This window comes from Sulfitobacter sp. IGS-18, assembly GCF_059628195.1.
Genome location: NZ_CM184556.1, coordinates 2,277,876 through 2,296,195, shown reverse-complemented (window position 1 = coordinate 2,296,195; position 18,320 = coordinate 2,277,876). Strand labels below are relative to the sequence as shown.

The 18,320-nt window shown below is 63.4% G+C and carries 13 protein-coding genes and 1 tRNA gene; 6 read left to right on the top strand and 8 right to left on the bottom strand.

Going from position 1 to position 18,320, the window contains the following annotated elements:
* Positions 1-97 precede the first annotated feature (97 nt).
* Positions 98-1,741, top strand: a complete 1,644-nt coding sequence (locus ACWNZ3_RS11110; protein ID WP_496899974.1) for a divergent polysaccharide deacetylase family protein — start codon at positions 98-100, stop codon at positions 1,739-1,741.
* Positions 1,742-2,869: 1,128 nt separating this feature from the next.
* Here the strand turns inward: ACWNZ3_RS11110 and ACWNZ3_RS11105 are convergent.
* The 8 genes from ACWNZ3_RS11105 to fabI all read right to left on the bottom strand — a co-directional run bounded on the left by ACWNZ3_RS11105 (position 2,870) and on the right by fabI (position 11,156).
* Positions 2,870-3,370 carry an aggregation factor core gene (locus ACWNZ3_RS11105; RefSeq protein WP_496899973.1) on the bottom strand — a complete coding sequence of 167 codons (501 nt, stop codon included), beginning with the start codon at positions 3,368-3,370 and terminating at the stop codon, positions 2,870-2,872.
* Between the two features lie 55 nt (positions 3,371-3,425).
* On the bottom strand, positions 3,426-4,466 hold the full coding sequence (locus ACWNZ3_RS11100) for a succinylglutamate desuccinylase/aspartoacylase family protein (RefSeq protein WP_269361717.1): 1,041 nt from the start codon (positions 4,464-4,466) through the stop codon (positions 3,426-3,428).
* A 2-nt stretch (positions 4,467-4,468) separates the two neighbouring features.
* Positions 4,469-5,980, bottom strand: coding sequence for an anthranilate synthase component I (gene trpE, locus ACWNZ3_RS11095; RefSeq protein WP_496899972.1), 1,512 nt, complete (start codon positions 5,978-5,980; stop codon positions 4,469-4,471).
* A 12-nt stretch (positions 5,981-5,992) separates the two neighbouring features.
* The gene (locus ACWNZ3_RS11090) at positions 5,993-7,834 is read right to left on the bottom strand and encodes a peptidyl-prolyl cis-trans isomerase (RefSeq protein ID WP_496899971.1); all 1,842 of its coding nucleotides are present in this window, start codon (positions 7,832-7,834) and stop codon (positions 5,993-5,995) included.
* 110 nt (positions 7,835-7,944) lie between these two features.
* On the bottom strand, positions 7,945-9,123 hold the full coding sequence (locus ACWNZ3_RS11085; RefSeq protein ID WP_496899970.1) for an aminotransferase: 1,179 nt from the start codon (positions 9,121-9,123) through the stop codon (positions 7,945-7,947).
* An 87-nt stretch (positions 9,124-9,210) separates the two neighbouring features.
* Positions 9,211-9,729, bottom strand: a complete 519-nt coding sequence (gpt, locus tag ACWNZ3_RS11080; protein ID WP_274575220.1) for a xanthine phosphoribosyltransferase — start codon at positions 9,727-9,729, stop codon at positions 9,211-9,213.
* A gap of 4 nt (positions 9,730-9,733) precedes the next feature.
* Positions 9,734-10,339 carry a LysE family translocator gene (locus ACWNZ3_RS11075; protein WP_496899969.1) on the bottom strand — a complete coding sequence of 202 codons (606 nt, stop codon included), beginning with the start codon at positions 10,337-10,339 and terminating at the stop codon, positions 9,734-9,736.
* A gap of 10 nt (positions 10,340-10,349) precedes the next feature.
* Positions 10,350-11,156 carry an enoyl-ACP reductase FabI gene (gene fabI / locus ACWNZ3_RS11070; RefSeq protein ID WP_269361722.1) on the bottom strand — a complete coding sequence of 269 codons (807 nt, stop codon included), beginning with the start codon at positions 11,154-11,156 and terminating at the stop codon, positions 10,350-10,352.
* 209 nt (positions 11,157-11,365) lie between these two features.
* Between fabI and pdxH the strand changes: the two genes are divergently transcribed.
* The 5 genes from pdxH to ACWNZ3_RS11045 all read left to right on the top strand — a co-directional run bounded on the left by pdxH (position 11,366) and on the right by ACWNZ3_RS11045 (position 17,779).
* Positions 11,366-11,971, top strand: a complete 606-nt coding sequence (gene pdxH / locus ACWNZ3_RS11065) for a pyridoxamine 5'-phosphate oxidase (RefSeq protein WP_269362077.1) — start codon at positions 11,366-11,368, stop codon at positions 11,969-11,971.
* Between the two features lie 79 nt (positions 11,972-12,050).
* Entirely contained in the window at positions 12,051-12,620 is a 570-nt protein-coding gene (locus ACWNZ3_RS11060; RefSeq protein ID WP_443069511.1) for a cold-shock protein, read from the top strand.
* A gap of 47 nt (positions 12,621-12,667) precedes the next feature.
* On the top strand, positions 12,668-13,108 hold the full coding sequence (locus ACWNZ3_RS11055; RefSeq protein WP_269361723.1) for a DUF192 domain-containing protein: 441 nt from the start codon (positions 12,668-12,670) through the stop codon (positions 13,106-13,108).
* Positions 13,109-13,153: 45 nt separating this feature from the next.
* Positions 13,154-13,230, top strand: a tRNA-Pro gene (locus tag ACWNZ3_RS11050).
* A gap of 898 nt (positions 13,231-14,128) precedes the next feature.
* Complete coding sequence (locus ACWNZ3_RS11045; protein ID WP_269361724.1) at positions 14,129-17,779, top strand: vitamin B12-dependent ribonucleotide reductase; 3,651 nt, start codon at positions 14,129-14,131, stop codon at positions 17,777-17,779.
* Positions 17,780-18,320 lie beyond the last annotated feature (541 nt).

The following is an 18,320-nucleotide window of genomic DNA, read 5'->3' as shown; positions in this document are numbered from 1 at the left end:
CAGGGTTGTCCGCTGGCGTCAAGAGCGGTCCGTGCATAAGAACAGGGCAGGCAAAGCGGCGTTCACATGCCGCTGAAAAGAGCAGGAGAGTGCGACAATGGCACGGGGTTTTTTCAAAGGGGCCGTTCTGGGCGGCGTGGTGAGCGTAAGCGTGGCCGGCATCGCCTCGGTTCTGCTGGAACCGCCGATGCCGCCCGAGGTCACCGATGCGGCCCCCGGCGGAACCCAGGCGCCGGCCAGCCCGGATGGCACGGGCACCGACAAGGCCAGCCTCACCGATCGCGCCCCCGCAACCGCGCCTGCCGCGCCCCAGGGGGTGCCGCCTGATCCCGATACGCTGGCCACGCTGGACGAAACGGCGACAAGCCCTGCGGCCGCGCCAGAGACAGGCGGCGTCGAAGGGCTGAACGCGCCGGAGGGCGGGGCGGACAGCAGCGGTGTTGCAACCGAGGCCGAAAGCCCGGTGTTGCCGAATCCGCAGGCCCTGGCCCCGATGGCCCCGCAGGACCCTGACACCCTGTCGATCAGCACCGAACCTGCGCAGCCGCCCGAACCGCAGGCGGAAAGCGGACCGTTCGAGACCACCGGGGCCGCACCTGCCGTGCCCGATGCACCGGAGCAGCCCGCGACACCCGAGGTGGCGCAGGAGGGGGGGGAGGCGCCCGGTGCCGACGACATTGCCGCCGATGCCACGCCGGTCGCGCCGGAGAGCGAAACACCGGTCCAGACCACCGGGGCCGAGCCGATGCCACAGGCCCCGGAACCCGAAACCGCAGAGATCGCGCCGCAGGCCGAGCCGGAAACGCCGCCAGTGGTGGCCGAGACACTTCCCGACGCCGAGACACCCCCGTCCGCGGATACGTCCGAGACAGCAGCGGAAGAAACGCCATCGGCAGACCGCGCGACACGGCCCGCAATCGGCACGCCCGCCGTGACGCTGACCGACCGCGAGAGCGGCGTGACCGTAAACCGCCCCGGCTCTGCCGCGCCCGCCCCGGAGAGTGCCGAGGCCTCTGCCGGGGCCGTGGATGGCGATGCCACGCCGGAGGACAGCAAGGTGCCGCCGATTGAAGCCTTTGCGCAGCCCTATCCGCCAACCGAAGGCAAACCGCTGATGGGGATCGTGCTGATCGACGACGGCTCCGGCCTGACCTCCGGGGCGCAGGGCCTGGCCGCGCTGCGCAGCTTTCCCTATCCCCTGAGTTTCGCGGTGGATGCCAGCAAGCCCGATGCGGCGGAGCGCATGGCGCTTTACCGCGAGGCAGGCTTTGAAGTGGTGGCGATGGTGTCCCTGCCCGAAGGCGCGCAGCCCAGCGACGCGGAAACCACGTTCAATGTGGTGCTGCCGGATCTGGACCAGGTCGTCGCGGTGCTGGAGGCCCCCGATGGCGGCTTTCAGGGCAGCCGCGACCTGTCAGACCAGATCACCGCGATTCTGGCCGATACCGGGCATGGGCTGATCACCCAGGACAAGGGGCTGAACACGATGCCCAAGCTTGCCCGCAAGGAAGGCGTGCCGGCCGATCCGATCTTTCGCGATTTCGACAGCAACGGGCAGAGCGCCACGGTGATCCGCCGGTTCCTGGATCAGGCGGCGTTCAAGGCGGGGCAGGAAGGGGCCGTGATCATGCTGGGCCGGCTGCGGCCCGATACGATCTCGGCGCTGCTGCTCTGGGGCTTGCAGGACCGGGCCAACAGCGTGGCGCTGGTCCCGGTTTCGGCGGTTCTGACCCGCGAATAGGCCTGGGGCCGGGGACGATTTTTTTGAAAAAATCGGTCCGGACTTTTTAAAAAGTCCGGCGTGTCTGGCTGATGTGGGGGCAATTGGCATGAGGGCGCTGGTCCCGACCTCGGCGGGTTTCACAGGCGAACTGGTCTGCGACCTGAGACGATTTTTTTGAAAAAATCGGTCCGGACTTTTTGAAAAGTCCGGCGCGTCTGGCTGATGCAGGGACAAGTGGCGTGAGGTCGCTGGTCCCGACCTCGGCGGGTTTCACAGGTGATCTGGCCTGAGACCTGAGACGATTTTTTTGAAAAAATCGCTCCGGACTTTTTGACAAGTCCGGCGCGTATGGCTGATGCAACGGCAAGTGGCGTGAGGTCGCTGGTCCCGACCTCGGCGGGTTTCACAGGTGAACTGGTCTGCGACCTGAGGCGATTTTTTTGAAAAAATCGCTCCGGACTTTTTGAAAAGTCCGGCGTGTCTGGCTGATGTCGGGGCAATTGGCATGAGGTCGCTGGTCCCGACCTCGGCGGGTTTCACAGGTGATCTGGCCTGAGACCTGAGACGATTTTTTTGAAAAAATCGCTCCGGACTTTTTGAAAAGTCCGGCGCGTATGGCTGATGCAACGGCAAGTGGCGTGAGGTCGCTGGTCCCGACCTCGGCGGGTTTCACAGGTGAACTGGTCTGCGACCTGAGGCGATTTTTTTGAAAAAATCGCTCCGGACTTTTTGAAAAGTCCGGCGTGTCTGGCTGATGTCGGGGCAATTGGCATGAGGTCGCTGGTCCCGACCTCGGCGGGTTTCACAGGTGATCTGGCCTGAGACCTGAGACGATTTTTTTGAAAAAATCGCTCCGGACTTTTTGAAAAGTCCGGCGCGTATGGCTGATGCAACGGCAAGTGGCGTGAGGTCGCTGGTCCCGACCTCGGCGGGTTTCACAGGTGAACTGGTCTGCGACCTGAGGCGATTTTTTTGAAAAAATCGCTCCGGACTTTTTAAAAAGTCCGGCGTGTCTGGCTGATGTGGGGGCAATTGGCATGTGGTCGCAGGTCCCGACCTCGGCGGGTTTCGCAGGTGATCTGGCCTGAGACCTGAGACGATTTTTTTGAAAAAATCGCTCCGGATTTTTTGAAAAGTCCGGCATCCCTAGCTGATGCAGGGCGCAATCGGAATGACGGCGCTGGCCTGATCGGAAAAGGCCACCTCCAGCGTTGTCTCGCCCATCACCAGCGTGACCATCGTGCCCGCGATCTCGCTGTCGGCGATGGTTTCGGGGCGGCCTGTGCCGGTATCATCCACATCCAGCGAAAAGCTGACGATGCCGCCCGCCTCAAGCCCTGCAAGGTTCAGGCTCAGCACCGTGTCGCCATCCGCCAGCTCCGGCAGCCCCAAGAGCGCGCCACGGCCCTCGATCACCTCGAAAGGGTGATCGCTGTCCACCCCGGCACCGCCCGGCGTTGCGTCAAACAGCAGCCCGGCGGGGGCGGCGCCGATGTCCAGCGTCAGCGTGGCTTCGGCCAGGGGGCAGCTGCCGGTGTTGGTCAGCACGAAACGGTCGCCGGGCGCACCTTCGACAAAGCGCAGGTTCAGGTCGGCCTGGGCGCTGCCGGCACAAAGCATCAAGAGACAGGTGGCGGTTCGGATCATCTGGTGGCTCCTTCGGGGTCGCAGGAACAGGTAGCGCGGCTGCGCGGCAGAGCAATCAGATGATTTCATCCTCGTCGAACAGCGGGTCGCTTTCCAGCTGCGAGGCCAGGTCATCCACCGTGGCCTCCGCCGCGCGGGGGCTGAGCTTGGCCAGGTGAAAGACCGCATCGCCCTCGTTCACCACCGGCAGGATCGCGCGGCCGATCAGGATGCCGGCTTCGGGGGCGATCAGATCGGTCTCCACCGCGCCGAAAGGGTCGGAGACCGTGGCCAGCACATCGCCTTTTTCGACGGTCTCGCCCTCGCCGCGGAAGGTGCGCAGCAGCCCGCCCGCAGGGGCGCGCAGCCAGTGGGAGGAGGTACACAGATAGGGCGCGACACGCGCCTTTGCGATGCCCTTGGCGGGCAGCATGTCATGGCCGCGCATCACCCGCAGGATGCCCGCAAGCCCTGCGCGCACGGCCATTTCGTCGAACCGCAGCCCTTCGCCCGCTTCATAGAGCAGGATCGGCACGCCCTGTTTGCCAGCCACCGCGCGCAGGGACCCGTCGCGCAGCCCCGATGTCAGCACCACCGGCGCGCCGAAATCCACCGCCATTTTCTGGGTGACCTTGTCGGAGGGCGAAACCCGCACCTGCGGCAGGTTGGTGCGGTGGATCGCGGCGGAATGCAGGTCGATCCCGAAATCGCAGCGCAGGACGACTTCCTGCAGAAAGATATGCGCCAGCCGCGCCCCCAGCGACCCGGAGGGGTGGCCCGGAAAGCAGCGATTCAGGTCGCGCCGGTCGGGCAGGTAGCGCGAGCGGCTGAGAAAGCCGAAGGAATTGACCACCGGAATCACCAGCAAGGTGCCGCGCAGGGATTTGAGCTGTGGTGCGCGCAGCAGGCGGCGCACGATCTCGACGCCGATCACCTCGTCGCCATGCACGGCGGCGCTGACGAACATGGTGGGGCCGGGGCGCTTGCCGTGATGCACCTCGACCGACAGGTGCACCGGCGTGTGATCGGGCAGGGTGGAGACCGGCAGATCAATCCCGAGGCTGGTGCCGGGGGCGACAGATTGCCCCGCGATCTCGAAAGGCGCGCGGCTGGGCACCTTCAGCGGTTCCCCTGACCACCAAAGCGCGCGGCATCCGCGGCAGCCCGCCGGATGGCGTTGGATTTATGCACGGTCTCCATATATTCGGCCTCCGCATCGCTGTCATAGACCACGCCGCCGCCCGCCTGGATATAGAGCGTCTCGTCCTTGATCACGGCGGTGCGCAGGGCGATGCACATGTCCATGTCGCCGCCCGCGCTGAAATAGCCGACACCGCCGCCGTAAAGGCCGCGTTTCTCGGGTTCCAGCTCGTCGATGATCTCCATCGCGCGCACCTTGGGCGCCCCCGACACGGTGCCCGCAGGCATGCCGGCAAAGAAGGCATCAAGCGCATCGCAGCCTTCCTTCAGCTCGCCCACCACGTTGGAGACGATGTGCATGACATGGCTGTAGCGTTCGACGATGAATTCCTCGGTCGGGCGCACGGTGCCGATTCTGGCGACCCGGCCCACGTCGTTGCGGCCCAGATCCAGCAGCATCAGGTGCTCTGCCAGCTCCTTTTGATCCAGCAGAAGATCGGCTTCCAGCGCGCGGTCCTCTTCCGGCGTGGCGCCCCTGGGCCGGGTGCCTGCCACCGGGCGGATGGTGATCTGATTGCCAAAGACCCGGACCAGGATCTCGGGGCTGGCACCCACCACATGGAAGCCGCCGAAGTTGAAATAGAACATGAAGGGCGAGGGGTTGGTGCGCCGCAGGCTGCGGTAGAGGGTAAAGGGATCCTGGGTAAAACCCTGCGCCCAGCGTTGGCTTGGCACCACCTGAAAGATGTCGCCCGCCGCGATATAGTCGCGCGCCTTTTCCACCGCGGCTTTGTACCCGTCGCGGGTGAAGTTGCTGACCGGCTCCGGGGTCTCATGGGCGTCGCCCAGATCGCGGGAGGTGGCAGGCATCGCGCGTTCCAGATCGCGCACCGCGTCCATCACCCGTTCGGCGGCCTGTGCATAGGCGGCACGCGCCGATTGCCCGTCAGAGACCCATGCGGGGGAGACGACGGTGACCTCGCCCTTGACCCCGTCGAGCACGGCAATGACCGAAGGGCGGACCATGACCGCATCGGGCAGGCCCAGCGGATCGGGGTTCACGTTTGGCAGATGTTCGACCAGGCGGATCATGTCATAGCCCAGGTAGCCGAACAGCCCCGCCGCCGCCTGCGGCAGATCTTCGGGCAGGTCGATCCGGCTTTCGGCGATGACGCTGCGCAGCACGTCCAGCGGATTGCCGGGCATCTCTTCGAAAGCATCCGCGTCATAGCGGGCGGCGCGGTTCACCGCCGAGCTTTCGCCCCGGCAGCGCCAGATCAGGTCAGGTTTCATCCCGATGATGGAATAGCGTCCACGCACCTCGCCGCCGGTGACCGATTCCAGCACAAAGGCGTTTTCGCTCGCCCCGGTCAGTTTCAGCATCAGCGAGACAGGTGTGTCCAGGTCGGCGGCCAGCCGGGTAAAGACGATCTGGTTTTCGCCCGCGCCGTAGCCTGCGGCGAAATCTTCATATGCCGGTGTCAGGGTCATGGGTGCCGCCGATCAGGGAAAGTTGACATGGACGGCCTGCAGCGCGCGCTGGTCCACCTTCGGCCCGGCGCGGCGCACCACGTCATCGGCAAAGACGGAATAGAGGTCCTGCGACAGGTTCTGGTCCAGCTGTTGGGTGAGGCGGGCGCGCAGGGTGGCGGATTCGTCGGTCTCGCCGGCCTCTTCAATCGCGTCGAGACGCAGGATCACCACATTGCCATCCCCCGGCAGCACCGTCACGGCGCCCGGTTCCAGGCTGAAGACCGTTTCCATGAAGCCTTCGGGCGTGCCTTCGATAAAGGCGCGGCGGGTCTGGTTTTCCTCGATCGTGGCGTCAAGCCCCGCTTCTTCGAAGGAGGCGGTGCCGCCCAGTGTCTGCACCAATGCCTCGGCCTGTTCGGTCAGCTGCGCAACGGTCTGTTCGGCGGTCCAGGCGGCGCGCACGTCATCGCGGGCCTGCTCGAAAGGTTCGGGGCGTTCTTCCAGCCGCTCATCCAGCCGCAGGGCAAAGACGCCGCCGTCTTCCAGTTGCGTGATGCGCGGAAAATCCTCGGCGGTGACATCGGCAGCCACGTCGCGGAACGCCGTGTAGGCGGCAATGCCCTCGCTGCTTTCGGGGGTCCAGTCGAGTGTGCCGAGGGTCATATGGGTTTCCTCAGCCATCTGTTCGAGGGTCACGCCGCCGGCAAGCTGGTCGTCCAACTCCTGCGCACGGGCCTCTACCGCGCGCACGGCGCGGGCGGAGGCAAGCTCGGCCTGCAGGGCCGGGCGGGCTTCCTCGAAGGTGGTGTTCTGGGCGGGCAGCACGCCGTTCACCCGGAACAGGGCGGGCCCAAGCGGGCTGGGCAGGGGGCCCACGATATCGCCCACTTCGGCGGCAAAGACAGCCTCGCCCGCGGCGTCCAGGTCCAGCCTGCCGACATCGCCCATATCCACATCCGACAGTTCAAGGCCGCGTTCCTCCACCAGCGCGTTGAAGGTGGTGCCATCGACCTCAAGCGCGGCGGCGGCCCGGTCGGCGCTTTCCTGATCGGCAAAGACCAGGCGTTCCACCAGGCGCCGTTCGGGCTGCTGGTATTCGGCGGCGCGGTCGTCATAGGCGCGGCGCAGCTCTTCCTCGGGCACCTCCACCTCGTCCAGCATGGCATCGGGGGAAAGCCAGGCATAGGTGATCTTCTTGGTCAGGGGCAGCATGAAGGCCTGCTGATTTTCGTCGTAATAGGCGCGCAGTTCCTCTTCTCCGGGCTCTGCCAGCGGGGTCGCCAGATCGCTTTCGTCCAGCACGCTCCAGGTAAAGCTGCGTTTCTGGGCGATATAGGTCATCAGCGTATCGGCATAGGTGGCGGGCATCACCACGCCGCCGGTGACCGCGCGTTGCAAAAGGGTGCGTGCCGCTTCCTCGCGCAGGGAGGTTTCGAATTCACCCTCCGACAGGCCACCCTGCTGCAGGGCAAAGCGGTAGGCGTCGCGGTCGAACTTGCCATCGACACCCTGAAAGGCGGGGATGTTCAGAATGTCCTCGCGCAGGGCTTCGTCGCCGATGGACAGGCCCAGCTGCGCCGTTTCATGGTCCAGTGCCCGGTTGCGCACCAGCCGTTGCAGCACCGCGCGGTCCAGGCCGATTTCCTGGGCACGGGCAAAGGGCAGGCTTTCGCCGGTCTGCTGTTCGATGGCGCGGATTTCATTCTGCAGCTGGCGCGCATAGGCATCCACCGGGATGGATTTGTCACCCACCGTACCGATGGAGCGCAGGTTGCCCGACAGGTTGACCGCGCCAAAGCCACCCAGACCGAGGATCAGCAGACCCATCAGAATCCAGACCGCGGTTTTTGAAATGCTCGACCCTTTGGCCATGTGCCATCACCCTTTTTTACTTTCGCAACTGTCTATGCGTCCGACCCGCGCGGGGCAAGCAACTATGCATGTTTTGCAGCGCTTTGGATCAGGATCATTGAACCCCGGGCCTAACCGGGCCTCAGTTCTGCCAGCCGGTCGAACAGCACGCCGATCCCGGCGGCGTCGAGATTGGCAAAGGCAATGCGCAGCTGCCGCTCTCCGGTGGCGTCGCCCTCGGGGCAGAACATGGTGCCGGGCAGGCAGAGGATGCCCGCGCTGCGCACCAGTTCCGGGGCCAGCGTGGCGGCAGATTGCGCAAAGGGATGCTGCATATAGGCGAAATAGCCGCCCAGCCCCAGCAGTTTCCAGCCCTGCGGTGCCAGACGGGGCATGTTGGCCGTGATCGCAGCACGGCGGGCGAGGATCTCGTCGCGCTCACCGGCGAGCCATTGCGCGAGGTTCCGCATGCCCCAGAGCGCGCCATGCTGGCCCAGTTGCGCGGGGCAGATGGCCACGGTGTCGAGAAACTTTTCAACCTCCGCAAGGCGCCGCTCCGAGGTGACCATGGCACCGACACGGTGCCCGGTCAGGCGGTAGGCCTTGGAAAAGGAATAGAGGTGGATCAGCGTTTCGGCCCAGTCCGGGTCCTGGAACAGCGCATGGGGCGGGCCGCTGCGGCTGTCGAAATCGCGGTAGGTCTCGTCCAGGATCAGCGCGATGCCATGGCGGCGGGCAAGATCGAAGAAGGCCTGCACCAGATCGGCGGGGTATTCGACGCCGCCGGGATTGTTGGGGGTGACCAGCGCAATGGCGCGGGTGCGTGGCGTGATCAGGGCGGCGGCATGGTCCGGATCCGGCAGCAGGTCCGGGCCGGTGGCCAGCGGGACCGCCGCAACACCGGACATGTCGAGCCACATCTTGTGATTGAAATACCAGGGGGTTGGCAGGATAACCTCATCCCCTTCGGCACAGAGCGTGGCAATGGCGGCGGCAAAGGCCTGGTTGCAGCCGGAAGTGATACAGACCTGCAAGGGCGTGACCGACCCGCCATAATGCTGCCCGGTCTGCGCCGCCAGTTCCGCGCGCAGTTCCGGCAGGCCCAGCACCGGGCCGTAAAGATGCGCCGCGTCATTGGTCAGGGCGGCATCGGCCATCGCCTGGCGCAGCGCCTGTGGCGGCGGCTCCACCGGGGCGGCCTGGCTGACATTGATCAGCGGGCGGCCGGGGGCAAAGTCCACGCCCTGCAGCCAGCGGCGGGCTTCCATCACCGGCGGGGCAAAGGTGGTGGCGGTGCGGGGCAATGGCATCGGGGGCATCCTCTTGCAGCGGCGGACGTGAGGGACCGGCCCCTCACACTCCCCGGGAATATTTACGGCCAAAAAGAGGGGAAGGGTTCAGTCCTTGCCCCGGTAGGGTTCGACATATTGCAGCGCCATGTCCCAGGGAAAGAAGATCCATGTGTCCTGGCTGACTTCGGTGATGAAGGTATCGACCTGGGGGCGGCCCTTGGGCTTGGCATAGACGGTGGCGAAATGCGCCCTGGGGTACATCTTGCGCACCACTTCCAGTGTCTTGCCGCTGTCCACCAGGTCGTCGATGATCAGGATGCCGGTGCCGTCGCCCATCAGCGTCGCATCGGGCGATTTCAGCACCTGGGCCTCGGACTGGTCCTGGTGGTCGTAGGATTTGACCGAGATCGTATCGACCGTGCGGATGTCCAACTCGCGCGCCGCGATCATCGCCGGGGCCATGCCGCCACGGGTGATGGCGACCACCGCGCGCCAGGCGCCGTCATCGGGGCCTTCGCCGTCCAGCCGCCAGGCCAGGGCGCGGCTGTCACGGTGGATCTGGTCCCAGGAAATGTGAAAGCCTTTTTCATGGGGCAGGCGGTTGGCGTCGCGTTTGTCGGACATGGGGTTACCTTTCGATCAGCAACCGGGTGCCGAAGGCCCCCAGCAGCAGGGCGGCGATGCGGTCGAAGACCGGTTTCAGACGCAGATAGCCCTGCCGCGCAACCGGGGTGCTGAGCAGGGTGGCAAAGAGACTGTAGAACAGGATTTCCAGCGTCACATGGTTGAACACGACAAAGGCGATTTCGCCCGCGCTCATGCCCTTGGGAAAGACCACGAGGATCAGGGCGGCGGCAAAGAGCATTGATTTGGGGTTGCCGAGGTTCACCAGCGCACCGGCCATGAGGTTGCGGCCGGCCGGCCGGGGCAGGGCATCGCCGGGGGGCTGGCGGGCGTGCCGCCAGGTCTGCACCGCGATCCAGATCAGATAGAGCGCGCCTGCCACCTTCAGCGTGATATAGGCCCAGGGGGCAAGCGCCAGCAGCCGGTCGAGCCCCAGAAAGGCCGAGGCCGTCCAGCAGCCTGCCGCCAGTGCCAGCCCAACGCCGCTGAGCAGCCCCGCAACGCGGCCCGCGCTGACCGTGGTCCGGATGACAAAGATCATCGCGGCACCGGGGCTGGCCAGGGCCGCGAGGAGGAGCAGGTTGAAGGCGATGAGGCTTTCCAGGGACATCGGTTCAGGCTTATTCCTTGGCCATGTCGGGCGCGTCCACGGCTTTCATGCCGACGACATGGTAGCCCGCATCCACATGCAGGTTCTCGCCGGTGGTGCCGGATCCCAGATCGCTGAGCAGGTAAAGCGCCGCCTTGCCGACGTCGTCGATGGTGACGTTGCGGCGCAACGGAGAGTTGTATTCGTTCCACTTCATGATGTAGCGGAAATCGCCGATGCCGGAGGCTGCCAGCGTCTTGATCGGCCCTGCCGAGATCGCATTGACGCGGATGCCGTCCTTGCCCAGATCCTCGGCCAGATATTGCACCGAGGCTTCCAGCGCCGCCTTGGCCACGCCCATGACGTTATAATGCGGCATGACCTTTTCCGCGCCGTAATAGGTGAGGGTCAGCGCGCTGCTGCCGGGTGACATCATCTTTTCCGCGCGCTGCATGACGGCGGTAAAGGAATAGACGGAAATATCCATCGACATCGCGAAATTGCGGCGGCTGGTATCGACATAGCGGCCGCGCAGTTCGTTTTTGTCAGAAAAGCCAATGGCATGAACGACGAAATCAAGACCGCCCCAGCGCTCTTTCAACCCGTCGAACAGCGCGTCCAGGCTGGCTTCGTCACCGACGTCGCAGGGCAGGACAATGTCGCTGCCCAATTGTGCGGCCAGCGGATCGACCCGCTTTTTCAGCGCATCGCCCTGATAGGAGAACGCCAGTTCCGCCCCCGCCTCGCTCAGGGTACGGGCAATGCCCCAGGCGATGGACTTGTCGTTCGCAAGGCCCATGATCAGCCCACGCTTGCCTTGCATCAAAGTGTTTTCCATGGGCACCGAACCTCTGCCTGTTACATTACCGGTTACCTCTAGGACATTGCGGCCATGCCATCAAGATGCCTGCCTTTGGCATGTTAGCGCCAACTACCGGATTGGTTGTATAAAAATCGGTCCTGTGGCTTGTTGCGTTATGTCATTTGATATAGCGCTATAGCGATCGGTGCGATTTGCGGCGCACGATTATGAAATTGGGATACTACATGGAAAAACGCACCGGTATTTTTGCGGGGCAGGATCCGTTCGAAATTGCCCGGCAGTGGCTGGGCGAGGCGGAAAGCAAAGAACCCAACGATCCGAACGCGATCGCCCTGGCGACGGTGGACGACGATGGTCTGCCAAATGCGCGGATGGTGCTTTTGAAAGAGATCGAGGCGGATGCCTTTGTCTTCTATACCAATTACGAGAGCGCCAAGGCGCGGGAGCTGGATGGCGCGGGCAAGGCGGCCTTTGTCATGCATTGGAAATCGCTGCGCCGCCAGATCCGGGTGCGCGGGCTGATCACCCGCGAGGACGGGCCGCAGGCCGACGCCTATTACAAGAGCCGTTCGCTGGGCAGTCGGCTGGGCGCCTGGGCCTCGGCGCAGTCGCGCCCCCTGAAAAGCCGCGCGGCGCTGGTTGCCGAAGTGGCTAAGGTGACGGCGGCAAAGGGAACCGATCCGGCGCGGCCTCCGTTCTGGGGCGGATATCGAATCACGCCGCTGGAGATCGAGTTCTGGGCTGACGGCGAATTCCGGCTTCACAACCGGTTCCAATGGCGGCGGGGCGATCCGTCCTCCCCCTGGGATGTGACCCGCCTGAACCCCTGAGTATCAATAAGCTGTCTCGTGTGATAAGAACTTGAATTTTCCGGCCCAAGGGCACGGAAGCAAAAGATAAAGGACGATTGTGCAGGACGACCGCGACATACCGACCGAGCCCGAAACAGATGCGCCCGAGGGGACGCCGGTATCGGGCGTCGTGAAATGGTTCGACCCGATCAAGGGGTTCGGCTTTGTTGTGGCGGACGAGGGGGGGCCGGACATTCTGCTGCATGTGAATGTCCTGCGCAACTTCGGCCAGAGCTCTGTCACCGATGGCGCGCGGGTGGAGGTGATCGCGCAGCGGACCGAACGCGGGGTGCAGGCCACCGCCGTGCTGTCGATCCAGCCGCCCGGCAACGTCCAGACCAGCGCATTGCCGGATATCGTGGGGCTGGACCGCAGCGCCGTGGCGGCGGCACCTCTGGAACCTGCGCGGGTAAAGTGGTTCGATAAATCCAAGGGATTCGGGTTTGCCAATGTCTTTGGCAAGCCGCAGGATGTGTTCCTGCATATCGAAGTGCTGCGCCAGTCCGGCCTGTCCGATTTGCAGCCGGGCGAAGCACTGGCGATGCGGGTGATCGAAGGCAAGCGCGGTCGTATGGCCGCAGAGGTACAGGCATGGGAAACGGTCTTGACGGAACGCGAAGACGAATAGGGAACCGTGCTGCGGCCCTTGCCCTTGCCCTTGTCCTTGTCGCGCTGATGCCCCTTGCGGCCCAGGCCGCATCCGGCTGCCGCGCCGATACGGTCCTGCTGCGTGGTGACTGGGGCCAGGTCCGCTTCACCGTCGAGATTGCGGATGAACCGCAGGAACAGATGCGCGGGCTGATGGGCCGCACCTCGATGCCGGTCTCTTCGGGAATGCTGTTTGTCTATCCCGCGCCGCGCCGTTCAAGTTTCTGGATGCGCAACACGCTGATTCCCCTCGATATGCTGTTCATCGACGCCACCGGTGTCGTGCGCCACATTCACCACAATGCCGTACCGCTGGATGAAACCGCGATTTTCGGCGGCGAGAACGTCCTGGCGGTGCTGGAGATCAACGGCGGGCTGGCACAACGGCTGGGGATCGTGGAAGGCACTGAGCTGCGCCATCCCGCCTTTGCGCGCTTCGGGCCGGCATGGCCTTGCGAGACACCTTAATCTAGGTCTTTTCATTCACGAAGCCAGCGACTAAAGAGGCCAGGTCGGAGCGTGGCGCAGCCTGGTAGCGCACCTGTTTTGGGTACAGGGGGTCGGAGGTTCGAATCCTCTCGCTCCGACCACTTTCATTTATGTTGATAGCCAGGACATTTGCCCTTTCGGGTCACAAAATGCCCTTTGGGTGCCGTTGCGCCCAGGCTCGGTTTGCCCGCCGCCAGATTGCAAACACGTTATCTGCACCTGCGGCGTGAATGCGCCGCCTCATGAAATCTTAAAGGTTGGCTTGGGGCCCGGCGCCTGCGGCTTGTTCCGGACCTAGTGATCGACGGCAGAAACCTCCGCCTAGCTGTACCTCGGGCCGTGCTCGCATCGTACAAGACCCCTGACGACGCGACACCGCTACATGTGGTGGGCTGCACCCCGACCGCATCCAGATGCGGTGCGCGTTTGCCGATGATTCTTGGCCCGAGACTCCGGTCAACGTGACATTTTTATGAATCGCTGCAGATTTTTCCGGCGAAACCGGATCGCCACCTTCAGGACATCTTGTTCACAGCGGATCTGTGGATAACTTCATGCAAAGGGTGAGCCGATACCCCTAAATGTGCCGTAACGTTTGGAGAATAGCACCGGCGATGCAACCTCCACGGTTCAGGGGGGCTGGGGATATGATCGGTATGAATCGGAGCCCGGCGGGCCGCTCAAAAAGAGCGGCACCGGTCAACCTTAAAGATTGGAAGATTTCTCAAAAAATCCGTTGACCCGAACCCCCATGATGCGTCAATTTGTGTAGGCCGACGATGACGCCACAATATGTAGTGGTTAACGCTCGCAGGGCGCATCAGGGCAGAAGACAGGCACCAGGACGAAAACTTCGTTAAATGCTGCAGGAACACGGGGCAGGCTCCCTCCGTGATCGGTCTTTCTGTGCCTTTTGTCGGCAATGAACGGGGTGGGGACAGCCTGCAATGACAGGCGGGTTTCCGTAGATTGTTAATGCTGGATATGAGGCAGTAAAAAATGAAAATTGAACGTCAGTTTACGACCGCGGGCCAGGACGCATATGCGGACCTGGATTTTGTCAGCACAGTTTCCGAAATCCGCAATCCCGACGGCTCCGTCGTGTTCAAGCTCGACAATGTCGAAGTGCCCTCCGGCTGGAGCCAGGTCGCAAGCGACGTGATCGCGCAGAAATATTTCCGCAAGGCGGGCGTGCCCTCCGAATTGAAAAAGGTGAAGGAAAAGGGCGTGCCCGAGTTCCTGTGGCGCTCCGTGCCCGCCGAAGGTGCCGAGATGGGTGGAGAGACCTCTTCCAAGCAGGTCTTCGATCGTCTCGCCGGGGCCTGGGCCTATTGGGGTTGGAAAGGTGGCTATTTCACCACCGAGGAAGATGCCCGCGCCTATTTTGACGAGATGCGCCATATGCTGGCCAGCCAGCGCGCGGCCCCCAACAGCCCGCAGTGGTTCAACACCGGCCTGCATTGGGCCTACGGCATCGACGGTCCCGCGCAGGGCCATTACTATGTCGACTACAAGACCGGCAAACTGACCCGTTCCAAATCCTCCTACGAACACCCCCAGCCGCATGCCTGCTTCATCCAGTCCGTCGCCGATGACCTGGTGGGCGATGGCGGCATCATGGACCTCTGGGTCCGCGAGGCGCGGCTGTTCAAATACGGCTCCGGCACCGGCACCAACTTCTCCTCGCTGCGTGCGGCAGGGGAGAAACTGTCGGGCGGCGGCAAATCCTCCGGCCTGATGGGTTTCCTGAAAATCGGTGACCGCGCCGCCGGTGCCATCAAATCCGGCGGCACCACGCGCCGCGCCGCCAAGATGGTGATCGTCGATGCGGACCACCCCGATATCGAGGAATTCATCAACTGGAAGGTGCTGGAAGAGCAGAAGGTCGCCTCCATCGTCGCAGGCTCCAAGATGCACGAGCAGAAGCTGAACCTTCTGTTCAAGGCGATCAAGGAATGGGACGGGACAGTTGAAGACGCCTATGACCCGGCCAGGAATGACGCGCTGAAACAGGCGATCCGCGAAGCCAAGAAGGTTGCGATCCCCGAGACCTACGTCAAACGCGTGCTGGATTACGCCAAGCAGGGCCACACCAGCATCGAATTCCCGACCTATGACACCGACTGGGACTCCGAGGCCTACAACTCGGTCTCCGGCCAGAACTCCAACAACTCGATCCGCGTCACCAATGCCTTCCTGACCGCCGTCGAAAAGGACGCGGACTGGGAACTGACCGACCGCACAACCGGCAAGGTGGCCAAGACCATCCGCGCCCGTGATCTCTGGGCCCAGGTGGGCCATGCCGCATGGGCCTGTGCCGATCCGGGCATCCAGTACCACGACACGGTGAACGACTGGCACACATGCCCCGAAGACGGCGCGATCCGCGGTTCCAACCCCTGTTCGGAATACATGTTCCTCGATGACACCGCCTGCAACCTGGCGTCGATGAACCTGCTGACCTTCCTGCAGGACGGCGTGTTCAACGTCGAAGACTACATGCATGCCGCGCGTCTGTGGACCGTGACGCTGGAAATCTCGGTGATGATGGCGCAATTCCCCTCCCGGGAAATCGCGCAGCGGTCCTATGACTTCCGCACCCTGGGTCTGGGCTATGCGAACATCGGCGGATTGCTGATGAACATGGGCTATTCCTATGACAGCGACGAGGGCCGCGCGCTTTGCGGTGCGCTGACCGCGATCCTGACCGGCGTGTCCTATGCCACTTCCGCCGAAATGGCGGGCGAGCTGGGGGCCTTCCCGGGCTATGCCAAGAACGGCAAGCACATGCTGCGCGTCATCCGCAACCACCGCAACGCGGCCTATGGCAACGACACCGGCTATGAGAAGCTGAGCGTCAAGCCGGTGCCGCTGGATCACGCCAACTGCCCGCAGCCCGGCCTGATCGACGTGGCCATGTCCACCTGGGACGAGGCGCTGACACTGGGCGAAGCACATGGGTATCGCAACGCGCAGGTCTCGGTCATCGCACCTACCGGCACCATCGGTCTGGTGATGGATTGCGACACCACCGGGATCGAGCCTGACTTTGCCCTGGTGAAGTTCAAGAAGCTGGCCGGCGGCGGCTATTTCAAGATCATCAACCAATCTGTGCCCGCCGCGCTGGAAAAGCTCGGCTACGGCTCCGCCCAGATCGAAGAGATCGTGTCCTACGCCGTGGGCCACGGCACCATCGGCAATGCCCCCGGCATCAACCACACCTCGCTGGCGGGCCATGGTTTCGGCCCCAACGAACTGGCCAAGGTGGACAAGGCGCTGGCCTCGGCCTTCGACATCCGCTTTGTGTTCAACCAATGGACGCTGGGCGCGGATTTCTGCAAGAACGTGCTGGGCATCCCGGCGGACAAGCTGAACGACCCGACCTTTGACCTGCTGAAATCCCTGGGCTTTACCCGCGCGGACATCGACGCGGCCAATGACCACGTCTGTGGCACCATGACGCTGGAAGGGGCGCCGCACCTGAAAGAAGAGCACTACGGCATCTTCGATTGTGCCAACCCCTGCGGCAAGAAGGGCAAGCGGTATCTCAGCGTCAACAGCCACATCTACATGATGGCCGCGGCGCAAAGCTTCATCTCCGGCGCGATCTCCAAGACGATCAACATGCCCAATGACGCAAGCATCGAGGATTGCCAGCAAGCCTATGAGCTGTCCTGGAGCCTCGGGATCAAGGCCAATGCGCTCTACCGCGACGGCTCCAAGCTCAGCCAGCCGCTGGCGGCCGCGCTGATCGAGGATGACGACGATGCGGCGGAGGTGCTGGAAAGCGGCTCCCTGCAGGAGAAAGCCGCCGTGCTGGCCGAAAAGATCGTCGAGAAGGTGATCGTCAAGGAAATCATCAAATCGCACCGCGAGAAGATGCCCCAGCGCCGCAAGGGCTATACCCAGAAGGCCATCGTCGGCGGCCACAAGGTCTATCTGCGCACCGGCGAATACGGCGACGGCAAGCTGGGCGAGATCTTCATCGACATGCACAAGGAAGGTGCGGGCTTCCGGGCGATGATGAACAATTTCGCCATCGCGGTCTCTGTCGGGCTTCAGTACGGCGTGCCGCTGGAGGAATTCGTTGATGCCTTCACCTTCACCAAGTTCGAACCGGCGGGCATGGTGCAGGGCAATGACAGCATCAAGAATGCGACCTCGATCCTCGACTATATCTTCCGCGAACTGGCGGTCAGCTACCTGGACCGGACCGATCTGGCCCATGTGAAGCCCGAAGGCGCCACATTTGACGATCTCGGCCGGGGCGAAGAGGAAGAAGGCGTGGCCAATGTCTCCGAACTGTCGGAAACCGCTGCGACCAAGAGCCTCGAAGTGCTGCGTCAGATCAGCTCGACCGGCTACCTGCGCAACCGACTGCCGCAGGAACTGGTGGTGCTTCAGGGCGGCCAGCGCGAGATGGCAGCCGCCGTCGCCGCAGCTGCACCGCAGGTCAACGGCAATGCCGCCGTCGCCATGGCGGCAAGCACGTCTGTGGCCACGGGGGCGGTCAGCATGGATGCCCGGACCAAGGCCAAGATGCAGGGCTACGAGGGCGAGGCCTGCGGCGAATGCGGCAACTACACGCTGGTGCGCAACGGCACCTGCATGAAGTGCAACACCTGCGGTGGGACGTCGGGGTGTAGTTGAGGAGATTGGGGGTTGGGGCCCGAAAGTATCAGTTTCGAGCCCCGGCCCATCTCTCGTTTCCACGGTGCGGGCGAGAGACGAAGCAAAAGGCCAATGTCCGGCCTCTGTGAAAGGAGTAGTACAGGTCGAAACTTGCGATCAATGACGCACTGCCGACAGGGCGAAGATACATGGCGATACAGGGAACATACCTTGCTTACCCATAGCTTTGTCCACAAGTGGAGGGATCATAATGACCCGACGCAAGAATTCGGAGGTCACAAGCGCCAAAGCCGCATCTGCCGCAGCAAAAGTGCTTAGTGATCCGAAATCTTCAAAGGCTGCTAAATCGGCAGCCGCGTCTGCGCTCACGCAGCGACCAGACAAGAAGAAGTAATTCTTCTTTGAGACTGAAGCATCCGAGTTCTGCTGGGGCGCTTCACCTGAAACGGGGGCGGTTCTCGCGCATCGCAAGCGATACGCTGCCACCGCCTCCAAGCAAAACCAATAGGTTTTGCTTGGGACACGGAGCGCGTGCGCGTGCTCTGGACGACGTTCAGGC